This window comes from Kosakonia sp. Marseille-Q7440, from assembly GCF_965119485.1.
Genome location: NZ_CBCPLT010000002.1, coordinates 214509 through 226496 on the forward strand (window position 1 = coordinate 214509; position 11988 = coordinate 226496).

The 11988-nt window shown below is 57.8% G+C and carries 9 protein-coding genes; 1 reads left to right on the forward strand and 8 read right to left on the reverse strand.

Annotated features, from left to right (window positions below; translation table 11 throughout):
• Nucleotides 1-15: 15 nt before the first annotated feature.
• From ACWPW2_RS14900 to gmk, 7 genes are all read right to left on the reverse strand, one after another.
• Nucleotides 16-1737, reverse strand: coding sequence for an AsmA family protein (locus ACWPW2_RS14900; protein ID WP_454125234.1), 1722 nt, complete (start codon nucleotides 1735-1737; stop codon nucleotides 16-18).
• 123 nt (nucleotides 1738-1860) lie between these two features.
• Nucleotides 1861-3246: a nucleobase:cation symporter-2 family protein gene (locus ACWPW2_RS14905; protein WP_128481863.1), complete on the reverse strand. Its 1386-nt coding sequence runs from the start codon at nucleotides 3244-3246 to the stop codon at nucleotides 1861-1863.
• 125 nt (nucleotides 3247-3371) lie between these two features.
• Nucleotides 3372-5453, reverse strand: a complete 2082-nt coding sequence (gene recG, locus ACWPW2_RS14910; protein WP_054802721.1) for an ATP-dependent DNA helicase RecG — start codon at nucleotides 5451-5453, stop codon at nucleotides 3372-3374.
• Between the two features lie 3 nt (nucleotides 5454-5456).
• Nucleotides 5457-6146: a tRNA (guanosine(18)-2'-O)-methyltransferase TrmH gene (gene trmH, locus ACWPW2_RS14915; protein WP_054802720.1), complete on the reverse strand. Its 690-nt coding sequence runs from the start codon at nucleotides 6144-6146 to the stop codon at nucleotides 5457-5459.
• A 4-nt stretch (nucleotides 6147-6150) separates the two neighbouring features.
• On the reverse strand, nucleotides 6151-8268 hold the full coding sequence (spoT, locus tag ACWPW2_RS14920; RefSeq protein ID WP_042715011.1) for a bifunctional GTP diphosphokinase/guanosine-3',5'-bis pyrophosphate 3'-pyrophosphohydrolase: 2118 nt from the start codon (nucleotides 8266-8268) through the stop codon (nucleotides 6151-6153).
• Between the two features lie 18 nt (nucleotides 8269-8286).
• A complete protein-coding gene (rpoZ, locus tag ACWPW2_RS14925; RefSeq protein WP_007369481.1) occupies nucleotides 8287-8562 on the reverse strand; it encodes a DNA-directed RNA polymerase subunit omega in 276 nt (91 codons plus the stop codon).
• Nucleotides 8563-8616: 54 nt separating this feature from the next.
• Entirely contained in the window at nucleotides 8617-9240 is a 624-nt protein-coding gene (gmk, locus tag ACWPW2_RS14930; RefSeq protein ID WP_279793959.1) for a guanylate kinase, read from the reverse strand.
• 255 nt (nucleotides 9241-9495) lie between these two features.
• Here gmk and ligB point away from each other — a divergent pair, with 255 nt between their 5' ends.
• A complete protein-coding gene (gene ligB / locus ACWPW2_RS14935) occupies nucleotides 9496-11175 on the forward strand; it encodes an NAD-dependent DNA ligase LigB (RefSeq protein ID WP_454125236.1) in 1680 nt (559 codons plus the stop codon).
• Here ligB and ACWPW2_RS14940 read toward each other — a convergent pair.
• Nucleotides 11169-11786, reverse strand: a complete 618-nt coding sequence (locus ACWPW2_RS14940) for a trimeric intracellular cation channel family protein (RefSeq protein WP_042715004.1) — start codon at nucleotides 11784-11786, stop codon at nucleotides 11169-11171. The two genes, ligB and ACWPW2_RS14940, sit on opposite strands and share 7 nt — an antisense overlap.
• Nucleotides 11787-11988 lie beyond the last annotated feature (202 nt).

The window sequence follows — 11988 nt, forward strand, 5'->3', positions numbered from 1 at the left end:
CCATCCGGCACGGGTTTACGGCGTTGCCTGCGGCGCGGCGGCTGGCGCAACGGCACCCGCGCTGCTCACCGTGCCGCTGTGCATGCTCTGTTTAATCTGCTGTTTTTGCGCGTTCACCGCCTGTAACTCGCCGTTGACGGAGGGTTTTAACGGTGCCTCGGCGCGCACCTGGCCGCTGGCGGTTAACTGTAAATTACCTTCGCCATCAATCGGCAATGCGGGCCAGCCCCACGCCTGCAATACATTGACCGGCACGCCGCGCCCGTTGAGGCTGACATTGACGCTGCGATCCGGCGTTTGCGCAACCACCGCTCTTGCTTCCAGCAGCCCCTGACCGGTAAAGGCGCTAAGCTCGGTGATATTGACCGTGTTGCTATTGGCGTTGAGCGCCAGCGACGGACGGCGGACATCGACGCGGTTAAAGGTGCCTGCGGCAGCGTTCAGCTTCGCATTCCCACTCCAGACACCCCATTTCCGTTCGCGCACCAGCTGCAAATTGTTGCCATACCCATCCAGCGCGGTGAGCTGCCACGGGAATGTCGGATCGATATCAATCACCAGGTTGCGGCTGGCGCTGAATTTTTTCAGCACCAGGCTGTTCAGCCATGGGGGCAGATCGTCCATCCACAGCTGTTTCCAGTTCGCCGGCAGCGTGTACTCCAGCCCAGCAAACGCCGCATCATCCAGCACTAGCGCCTTGCCTGTGCGGTACCAGTTACCGGAGGTGCGCACCATGCCGTTTTCCCAGCGGGAGGTGAATTGCTGCAGCGCGATGCCCTGCGGGGAGAAGCTGGCATTCAGAATCGGGTCGAAGAAGTGCAGCGAACCGTAGATAAACTCGCTGGCATTCATCGACAGTTTGCCCTCTTCGCTCTCCCAGTCGCCCTTCTTGAAGGTCAGGTTGCGCAGGCTAAGATCGAGGTCGGTCACTGCCCACTCAGGCCCCTGCAAGGTGGCGTCGGTCACTTCCACACGGCCGATTTTCAGCGAAGGCAGGGTGGTGAGCGGGGCAAAGAAATCCTGCAGCGACTTATCGCTTTGCAGACGAATATCGTTAAGACGCAGATTATTCACCACCCAGCTGCCGTCGGCGCTGCGCTTTGCATCACCCGTGAGCGAGCCGCGCGCCATATCGGCACCGATAGTGGTTAAAGTCACCACATCTTTATCAATACTGCCCTGAATCAGCACGTTACTGGCGGGAACGCCATTTAACGTCAGCGAACCGGCGCTCATCTGCAACTGTGCTTTACTGCCGATCACATTACCTGCGGCTGGCTGCCAGGGTGAGATACCGCCGGTAACGCGCTGCGCGCTTAACTCCCAGCCAGTTGCCGGGCTGTTAAAAGCCATGTTGCGCAGTTGCAGGCGATCGGCCTGGAAAGGCATCGGCGCGGCGGTTGGGGAGAGGTTAAGCGTACCGTCCTGTAGCAGAATGGTGTCGGCATGCAGCGGGTCAGTGAGTTGCCGGCTGCTGAGGCCGATATCGACCATTTTCGCCACCAGCGTTGCTGGCTGGCCTTTGCGGCCGAAGCTGACGCCTTTTAATACCAGATGAGAAGGGGAAGAGAAGCGGTGGTCAATGGCATCAAAGGTGAGGTGATAATCGCTGTTGTCGCTGATCCACTGGCTCGCTTGCGTCGCGCCCCAGCGGGTTTGCAGCAGGAAGTAGGCCGCCAGCAGCAGCACAAACAGGATAATAACGACCGCTAACAGCAGCTTCCCAAGAAATTTCATCATCTTCCTCCCTCACGTGACCGTAAGGGAGTTATGCACGAATTGTGCGCGATGCTCAAGGGAGGAATGATGAAAGGAAATTGCGGCGGCAGCAGAGGATGCTCTGTTGCCGCGCGAGGTAATTTACTCTTTTTCCGGTGGGAAAATCAGGTTCAGGACGATAGCGGTGATCCCGCCTGCTGCGATGCCGGAGGAGAGCAGGTTTTTCAGCCAGTCCGGCGCAAATTGCAGGATCTGCGGCTGCTGCGACACGCCTAAACCTACCGCCAGCGACAGCGCGATAATCAGGATCGCGCGGCGGTTGAGCGGTTCGCGGGAGACGATGCGCACGCCGGAGGCGGCAATAGTGCCGAACATCACCAGCGTGGCGCCGCCGAGTACCGGCTCCGGTAACTGCTGCACAAACGCGCTTACCGCCGGGAAGAGGCCGAGCACCATCAGCATCACCGCGATAAAGAAGCCGATATAACGGCTGGCGACGCCGGTCAGCTGGATCACGCCGTTATTCTGGCCAAAGCAGGAGTTGGGAAAGGTATTGAACACCGCAGAGACAAAGGAGTTAAGGCCATTTGCCAGCACGCCACCCTTCAGCCGCTTCATGTAGAGCGGACCGGTAACAGGCTGTTCAGAGACATCGGAAGTGGCAGTGATATCGCCGATGGTCTCCAGGGAGGTGATCATAAAGACCAGCATCAGCGGCAGCAGCAGGCTCCAGTCAATGCTCAGGCCGTAATAGAGCGGCGTCGGCACCATAAAGGTACTCTCCGGCGCGTTGTACTCCGGCAACATGCCCATAAACATCGCCAGCACATAGCCGACCGCCATCGCGATTACCAGTGAGGCAATGCGCAGATAGGGGTTGCGCTGGCGGTTAAGCAGGATAATCAGTCCGAGCACCACGCCTGCCAGCAGCAGGTTTTTCGGCGCGCCAAAGGTATGGTTGCCCATTGCCGCGAAGCCGCCACCGACGGAGGTCAGCCCAACCTGAATCAGTGACAGGCCGATAATCATCACCACCACGCCGGAAACCAGCGGGGTGATAATGCGGCGCGCCAGCGGCAGAATACGCGAGATAACCATCTCGGTGCAGCTTGCCAGCATCAAGGTGCCAAACAGCGCCGCCATCATCGTCGGCACATCGGCACCGCCGGTTTTCAGCGCCGTGCCGCCCATAATCAGCGGTGCCACGAAGTTAAAGCTGGTGCCCTGGATTGAGAGCAGCCCGGAGCCGACCGGGCCCCAGGCTTTAATCTGAATCAGCGACGCGACGCCGGAAGCGAAGAGCGACATGCTGAGAATATGTTGAGTGTCCTGAGCCGGTAAACCCAGCGCCTGGCAGATCAGCAGCGCGGGCGTGATTACGCCAACGAACATTGCCAGCAGGTGTTGCAGCGCAGCAAACAGCGTTTGCGGCAGCGGGGGACGATCTTCAAGGCGGTAGATCAATTCGCTGGGTTGAGTCTGCGCAACCGGTTGCGCATTTTCCGACTCGATGGTGTTTACGGACATCTCAAGCTATCCCCTGATGGAAAAGCGCTGATTTTATCGGACTGAATGGTAAAAGCAAACGGTTGCTTCGGCTGGAGGCATACTTTTCTAAGGGAGGTTGATCTCACACCATCAGGTTCTAAAAATCAGGCGTTGGAGTAGCGTTCGGTTTCTGGCATCCAGCGGTCAATCAGCGCTTCTGCCAGCTGCGGGTAACGCTCGTGAATATGGCGCGCAACGCGCTGCACTTCGGGGATCATTGCCTGGTCGCGCAGCAGATCGGCAACTTTGAATTCGGCATTGCCAGTCTGGCGGGTGCCCAGCAGTTCACCCGGGCCGCGGATCTCGAGATCTTTTTGCGCAATCACAAAGCCGTCGTTGCTGTCGCGCAGCACCTGCAGGCGCTTTTGCGCGGTTTTCGACAGCGGGGATTTGTAGAGCAGCACACAGTGTGAGGCCACCGCGCCACGTCCGACGCGCCCGCGTAGCTGGTGGAGTTGCGCAAGACCAAGGCGTTCGGGGTTCTCAATAATCATCAGGCTGGAGTTCGGTACATCCACGCCAACCTCAATGACTGTGGTGGCGACCAGCAGATGCAGCTCGCCCTGTTTAAAGGCCTGCATCACCGCCTGTTTCTCGGTCGGCTTCATGCGGCCATGCACCAGCCCAACGTTCAGCTCCGGCAGAGCCAGCTTTAACTCTTCCCATGTCGCTTCCGCGGCCTGGGCTTCCAGCAGATCCGACTCTTCAATCAGCGTGCAGACCCAGTAGGCCTGGCGACCTTCGCCGGTGCAGGCGCTGCGGACGCGATCGATAATCTCGCTGCGACGCGTATCGGGAATGGCGACCGTGGTCACCGGCGTACGGCCCGGCGGCAGTTCATCAATCACCGAGGTATCGAGATCGGCATAGGCCGTCATTGCCAGCGTTCGCGGGATTGGCGTGGCGGTCATAATCAACTGATGGGGATGAAAACCCTGCTGCTGCCCCTTTTCCCACAGTGCCAGCCGCTGGTGGACGCCAAAGCGGTGCTGCTCATCAATGATCACCAGTGCCAGGCCGTTAAACTGCACCTGCTCCTGGAAAATAGCGTGGGTGCCGACGATCATCTGCACCTGCCCGCTGGCAATCGCCTCTTGCTGCGCCAGGCGGGCTTTGCCTTTCTGCTTGCCCGCCAGCCAGCCAACTTCGATACCGAGCGGCGCAAACCACGCGCGGAAGTTATTGGCGTGCTGCTCTGCCAGCAATTCGGTGGGCGCCATCATCGCCACCTGCTTGCCATTGGCGATAGCGCGTAGCGCCGCGAGTGCGGCCACCAGCGTTTTACCGGAGCCAACGTCGCCCTGGACCAGACGCATCATCGGCATATCCAGCGCCATGTCGCGTTCAATTTCCGCCACCACCCGCGCCTGTGCGCCGGTTGGTTTAAAGGGCAGGGAGGCGAGCAGTTGCTCTTTTAACGTATCGTTAGCGGCGAGCGACTGCGCATGGTAACGCTGCGCACCGGCGCGCAGCGCCAGCATGCTCAGGTTATGAGCCAATAGCTCTTCGAGAATTAGTCGGCGCTGAGCGGGGTGCTGCCCGCTCTCCAGTTCGCTTAATTGCAGCGAAGGCGGCGGGCGATGCAGCGTATGCAGCGCCTCCGGCAGGCTCATCAAACCCTGCGCCAGCTCGGGCGGCAGCAGTTCGCTGATGGCGCAGGTTGCCAGCAGCTCCAGCGCTTGATCGGTTAATTTGCGCAGCGTGGCCTGCTTAACGCCTTCGGTCGTTGGGTAGACCGGCGTCAGCGTCTCCTGAAGCTCCGGAGTGCTGAGATCGCCCTGCACCTTATACTCCGGGTGGATCATCTCCGCGCCATACTTTCCACGTTTCGCTTCGCCATAAGCCAGCACGCGGCGGCCAACCGCAAGGCTGTTTTTCATCGCCGCGTTGAAGTTGAAAAAGCGCATGGTCAGCATGCCGGAGCCGTCGCTTATCTGGCAGGTCATCATCCGGCGACCGCCGAAAGTGACGTTACAGTTCAGCACTTCGCCCTCCACCGTGGCGTAAATGCCCGGCAGCAGGTCGGCGATGGGGTAGAGTTGGGTTCGATCTTCGTAACGCAGGGGAAGGTGTAACAGCAGATCCTGAACGGTGTGCAGGCCAATTTTCGCCAGCTTGCTGCTCTGCGCCGCGCCAACGCCGGTCAATGAACTCAGTGGCACCGCATCGAGCAGCTTCCCTTTCATCGGTTACCTCGAAGCCTGCATGGTAGCCCACCACGTCGGGTCGGCTTCAATCTGCCCCTCATTATTCACATGAGGGTAAGGCAGGCCTTTTTGTTTCGCGACCCGCGCGAGCACAGGGTAGCCGCCTTCGAACAGCAGGCGTTGCTGCTCGGCGTCCGGCAGCATGCTGTTTTCACGCTTATACATACCGGCGTTTTGCCGCTGGCGCTGCGCTTCGTAGAGAATGAGCGCCGAGGCAACGGAGACATTGAGCGACTGCACCATGCCCGTCATCGGAATGATGATATCCCGATCCGCGAGATCCAGCGCTTGCTGGGTGATCCCGGTTTTCTCCTGACCCATCAAAATACAGGTCGGACGGGTATAGTCGATCTCACGGAAGTCGACGGCTTTGTCTGACAGATGGGTAGCCAGGATCTGCATGCCGCGCTGCTTGAGCACGCCGACGGCGTCTTCAATGGTACGGTGAGTTTTAACATCCACCCAGCTGTTGCTGCCCGCGGCGGAAGAGGCCATGGTTCGCATGCGGTTCCCCGGCCAGACAGCGTGCACTTCATGCACGCCGACGGCATCCGCAGTACGGATAATGGCAGAGACGTTATGAGGTTTGTGGACCTGCTCCATGCAGACCGTCAGATCCGGCTGACGCCTGGCGAGCATCTCGCGGATTCGCGCATAACGCTGAGCATTCATACAATCAGTTTCGGTTACGGGTGACTTTAATCACATCCGGCATCACGCGGATTTTACGCATGATATTCGCCAGATGAACGCGATCGCGTGCCGTCAGGCGGATGAACGCGCTATAAACGCGGCCATCTTTCTCTTCCGTATTCAGGCTCTGAATATTGGAAGTGGCGGTGTTAATGGCCGCCGTCAGGTTCGCCAGCGCGCCCTGGTGGTTAAACATATCCACCTTGATCTCGGTGATAAACTCCTGCGCTGTCTCTTTATCCCACTCCACGGCCATAAACTTCTCTGGCTCTTTCTGGTAGCCACGAATATTACGACAGGACTCATGGTGGATAACCAGCCCTTTACCGGGGCTGACGTGGGCGACAATCGGGTCACCCGGGATCGGACGGCAGCATTTGGCGAAGGTGATCAGCACGCCGTCTGCGCCTTTGATCGGCAGGTGCGCGGTATTTGCGCCAGTCGGTGCTGCGGTGCCCGGCGTGGCTTCCCCTTGCTGCAGATTCTTCGCCACCACAACGCTCATCGCGTTGCCAAGGCCGATTTCCGCCAGCAGATCGTCAAGCGATGCCAGCCGCATACGCTCCAGCTCGCGCTGAATATGCTCCTGCGGAATTTCCGCCAGCTTGCGGCTTCCGCCCAGCGCGTGATTCAGCAGTCGACGTCCGAGGCTTACGGAGTCGTCGCGCTTGAGGTTTTTCAGCATCTGGCGGATCTTCGCGCGCGCTTTCGAGCTGACGACAAAGTTCAGCCAGGCGGCATTAGGGCGGGCGCCCGGCGCGGTGATAATCTCTACCGTCTGGCCGCTGGAGAGCGACTGTGACAGCGGGTAAGGCTGACGATCGACGCGCGCGCCAACGCAGGCGTGACCGATATCCGTATGCACCGCATAGGCGAAATCTACCGGCGTGGCGCCAGCAGGCAGTTCGACAATGCGGCCTTCGGGGGTGAAAACATAAATCTCATCGGGGAAGAGATCAGATTTAACGCTTTCGATAAATTCGAACGAGCTACCGGCGCTCTGTTGCAGCTCCAGCAGGCTCTGCATCCAGCGCTGGGCGCGGATTTGCGCAGTGGTGCTGCTTTCACCGTGCTCTTTATAAGCCCAGTGCGCGGCAACCCCCATCTCTGCCATTTGATCCATATCTTCAGTACGGATCTGCACCTCGACCGGTACGCCGTGCGGGCCAATCATTGAGGTATGGAGGGATTGATAGCCGTTCGCCTTGGGGATGGCGATGTAGTCTTTTACGCGGCCGGGACGCGGCTTGTAGAGACTATGCATCTGACCGAGTACGCGATAGCAGGTATCGAGATCGTGAACAATAACGCGGAAGGCGTAAATATCCATGATCGAGTGAAAACGCTGCTCTTTCAGCACCATCTTGCAGTAGATGGAGTAAAGGTGCTTCTCCCGACCACTGACGCGGCAGGGAATACCCGCTTCCTGTAAACGCCCTTCGATTTCCGAGAGGATTTTTTGAATCATCTCTTTGCGGTTGCCGCGCGCGGCTTTTACCACTTCTTTAATCACGCGGTAGCGGTTCGGGTAGAGCGCCTCAAAGCCCAGCTCTTCCAGCTCGGTTTTGATGTGATGGATACCTAAACGGTGCGCCAGCGGACTGTAGATTTCGAGGGTTTCACGGGCGATGCGGCGACGCTTGTCCGGGCGAAGAGAGCCCAGTGTGCGCATGTTGTGGGTGCGGTCGGCAAGCTTGATAAGGATGACGCGGATATCCTGCACCATCGCCATAATCATCTTGCGAAAGTTTTCCGCCTGCGCCTCTTTTTTATCCTGGAATTTGAGCTTATCCAGCTTGGAGACACCCTCCACCAGCTCGGCAACGCTTTTGCCAAAGAGCTGCTCCATATCCTGGTAGGTGGCGGGGGTATCTTCAATCACGTCATGCAGCAGCGCGGCCATCAGCGTTTCATAGTCGAGTTTCATCTCGGCCAGAATACAGGCCACCGCTACCGGGTGCGTGATATAAGGTTCACCGCTTGAACGTGTCTGACCCTCGTGAGCGTCACGTGCAACGAGATACGCCTGCCTGAGACGTTTGATCTGGTCTTCAGGCAGATAGTTTTGAATCAGCTGATTCAGGCTTTCAAACAGATACAAGGGTGACCTGCAGGTTAATTAACGACGACCTTCAGCAATGGCGGTGACGGCCTGCAGTTCTGCGGCTTCCTGCTCTTGCTGTTCCTGGCGCTCACGTACATCAAGGATCTGGTTGTTAATCAGACCTTCTTCGATTTCGCGCAGCGCGATAACGGTGGTTTTATCGTTTTCTTCCGGTACTAACGGATCTTTACCGCCAACCTGCATCTGACGAGCGCGACGCGCGGCGACCAGCACCAGGTCAAAACGGTTACCTACTTTCTCTACAGCGTCCTGAACAGTTACGCGTGCCATACTTAAAATGCTCCACAGGTGAAGAAATGACTGGGCATGATACTGAAACCAGGCTCAGTCTGCCAATAGTTTGCTGATTAAAGCGTCATGTCGCTGCTTTTGGCGGCCCATGCGCAGACGTTCAGCGCGAATAATGGTTTTCAGATCGCCCAGGGCGGTATCGAAATCATCATTCACAATCAGGTAATCATACTCGGCGTAATGGCTCATTTCGGCAACCGCCTGGGCCATACGTTTCGCGATCACCTCTTCGCTATCCTGGCCGCGGCCACGCAGGCGGCGATCCAGCTCCAGCTTCGACGGCGGCAGAATAAAGATGCTGCGCGCCTGCGGCATGCGGGTACGAATTTGCTGCGCGCCCTGCCAGTCGATATCAAGAAACACATCGACGCCCGTTGAGAGAACTTGCTCAATCGTCGCGCGCGAGGTGCCGTAATAGTTGCCGAACACTTCGGCATGCTCAAGAAACGCATCCTCACTAATCATCGCTTTGAACTCATCGTGATTAACGAAGAAATAGTGTTCACCGTGCACTTCACCCGGGCGCGGTGCGCGCGTGGTGTGCGAAACAGAAACTTGCGTGTCGTATAACGGTTGGGTTTTCAGCAAAGCCTGGATGAGGCTTGATTTACCCGCGCCGCTAGGGGCGGAAACAATATAGAGCGTGCCTTGAGCCATGAGAGTCTTTTGTATGTGAATGCGATAGGAACTTACATACGTGCCTATTATACACATCGCCGCTACGTGACGTAGCTTTTGTCACCCGTTTTCCCATCAATGATTCGATTTTGCGTACTGCTTTCCTGATTTTTATGCACGTTTTCATCGCCATGTAAGTTTCCCGGAAGCCCGCTCGCATCCTGCTTTTTTGCCACTCGAAAGCGCTCAACCGCAGCGCTATAACCACTCCGCAATCACAAGGGAGAAGGGATGATGTGGAGAAGAGTTGGGATCACCATTTTTCTACTGCTATGGAGTGCGTTCAGCTTCGCGGCTTGCCCGGTCTGGTCGCCCTCACGGGCGCAGGAGGAGGTAACGCGCCTGAAACAGCAGCTCAGCAGATGGAACGACGATTACTGGTCCAGAGGCGCAAGCGAGGTGAGCGATGATGTTTACGATCGGATGAGCGCGCGCCTGGCGAACTGGCAGAGCTGTTTCAACATAACGTCCACAGACCTTGCGCCTGCTTTGCTGGGCGGCAATCTTGCTCATCCGGTTGCCCATACCGGGGTGCGCAAGCTGGCGGATAAATGGGCGCTGCAGCAGTGGATGAGGGGAAAGCAGGAGCTTTGGGTACAGCCAAAAGTGGATGGCGTTGCCGTCACGCTGGTCTATCGCAACGGCAGGCTGGCACAGGCGATCAGTCGGGGTAATGGCCTTGCGGGCGAGGAGTGGACAGCAAAGGCGCAGGCCATTCCTGCGATCCCGAAAACCGTTACCGGTGCGCTGGCGAATAGCGTCTTGCAGGGTGAGCTCTATTTACGCCGCAAGGGACATATCCAAAAACAGGCCGGAGGTCTTAATGCCAGAGCAAAAGTCGCCGGCGCGATGATGCGGCACGATAACCCGGAATTGCTTAATGAGCTTGGTTTCTTTGTCTGGGCCTGGCCCGATGGCCCTGCCACCTTAGCGCAGCGGCTGGTGGCACTGAAAAAGGCGGGCTTTGAAGAGGCGCATTACTACAGCGCGCCGGTCAACAACGTGCAGGACGTGGAGCGTCTGCGCCAGCACTGGTTCACTTCGCCGCTGCCTTTCGTCACGGATGGCGTGGTGGTGCGCACCAGTGCGGAGCCTGCGGGCAAAGAGTGGTTACCCGGTCAAAGTGACTGGGTGGTAGCCTGGAAGTATGAGCCGGTAGAAGAGGTGGCAGCGGTACAGGATATTCAGTTTGCCATCGGGCGGACCGGGAAAATTTCCGTGGTCGCGCTGCTGGAGCCGGTAAAACTGGATGATAAGCGCGTGCAGCGCGTGAATATTGGGTCCATCCAGCGCTGGCAGGCGTTAGATATCGCACCGGGCGATCATATAGCCGTCACCCTTGCCGGGCAGGGGATTCCTCGCGTGGAGCGCGTGGTCTGGCGCAACCTTGTTCGAAAGCTGCCTACGCCGCCGGAGGCTCGCTTTACGCCGCTGAGTTGCTTTTATGCCACGCCGGATTGCCAGCAACAGTTTATTGCCCGCCTCTCCTGGCTCAGTTCCGATAAGGCGCTGGAGATAGCCGGATTGAGCGAGAGCGGCTGGTGGACTCTGCATCAGGCTCACCATTTTGAGCATCTTTTCTCCTGGCTGGCACTGACAAAAGAGCAGTTGCAGGCCACACCCGGTATGTCGCCCGCGCGCGGGCTGCAACTCTGGCACCGTTTTTCCTTAACGCGGGAGAGACCTTTAAGCCGCTGGCTTCACGCACTCGGTACGCCGCTGCCACAATCGGCGATCAATGCCGCGGGCGATACTTCATGGCGGCAGATGCGAAGCCGGGATGAACTGGCCTGGCAACAACTACCCGCCATCGGCGCACAGAAAGCGCGTCAGGTTGTCGCTTTTATCCGCGAGCCGGCGGTTGAGCAGCTCACGGCCTGGCTGGCGAAGCAGGGCGTAAAAGCCTTTCAGTGAGCATTATGCTTGTAGTGAAACACCGGCAGGCCCAGCTTCCAGCGAATCGCCAGCAGGCGGCTGGTAAAGCCAAACAGCAGGGTGGTAATCACCACGATGTCATGGTTGGTGACGACATGGCTTAGCGCGATATAGAACACGGCGGCAGCAAACGCGATCCCGGCATAGAGCTCTTTCTGGAAGACGAGAGGAATGCGTTTACAGAACATATCGCGCAGCACGCCGCCAAAAACGCCGGTGATGACGGCCGCAATGACGGCGATGATGGGGCCTTCGCCCATATCGAGCGCGATTTGCGCCCCGATAATGGAAAATACCACCAGGCCGAGTGCGTCCAGCACCAGAAACAGGCGGCGAAGATGGGGCATCACCGGGGCAAATATTGTGGTCAGTACCGCTGCGACAGCAACAATGATCACATACTCCGGGTGCTTCACCCAGCCAAGCGGGTAGTGACCAAGCAGGATATCGCGCACCGAACCGCCACCGAGCGCGGTCGCAGTGGCAATAATAATGACGCCAAAGGTGTCCATACGACGTCGCCCTGCCGCCAGCGCGCCGGTCATGGCTTCGGCAGTGATGCCGATCAGATAGAGAATGTGTAACAGCATGCCGTCCCCTTAAATTCAGTGCAGGCAGGGTAATGATTAAGCCGGACAGGGGCGATTGAGATTTTCTAAGGAGAGGCGTTTCGGATTAGATAGGTTAATGCCTGATGTGACAGGTTTTGTTATTTATCTTATTGATTTTAAATTTATTTAATCAGGGGTATCTGTAATGTGCGCCAGAATAATAAAGCAGTAATCGATAAAT

What these genes read in the sequence shown, in the direction of transcription:
- ACWPW2_RS14900 (WP_454125234.1), bottom strand. Translation starts at nt 1,737, where the DNA reads ATGAAATTTCTTGGGAAGCTGCTGTTAGCGGTCGTTATTATCCTGTTT.
- ACWPW2_RS14905 (WP_128481863.1), bottom strand. Translation starts at nt 3,246, where the DNA reads ATGTCCGTAAACACCATCGAGTCGGAAAATGCGCAACCGGTTGCGCAG.
- recG (WP_054802721.1), bottom strand. Translation starts at nt 5,453, where the DNA reads ATGAAAGGGAAGCTGCTCGATGCGGTGCCACTGAGTTCATTGACCGGC.
- trmH (WP_054802720.1), bottom strand. Translation starts at nt 6,146, where the DNA reads ATGAATGCTCAGCGTTATGCGCGAATCCGCGAGATGCTCGCCAGGCGT.
- rpoZ (WP_007369481.1), bottom strand. Translation starts at nt 8,562, where the DNA reads ATGGCACGCGTAACTGTTCAGGACGCTGTAGAGAAAGTAGGTAACCGT.
- gmk (WP_279793959.1), bottom strand. Translation starts at nt 9,240, where the DNA reads ATGGCTCAAGGCACGCTCTATATTGTTTCCGCCCCTAGCGGCGCGGGT.
- ligB (WP_454125236.1), top strand. Translation starts at nt 9,496, where the DNA reads ATGTGGAGAAGAGTTGGGATCACCATTTTTCTACTGCTATGGAGTGCG.
- ACWPW2_RS14940 (WP_042715004.1), bottom strand. Translation starts at nt 11,786, where the DNA reads ATGCTGTTACACATTCTCTATCTGATCGGCATCACTGCCGAAGCCATG.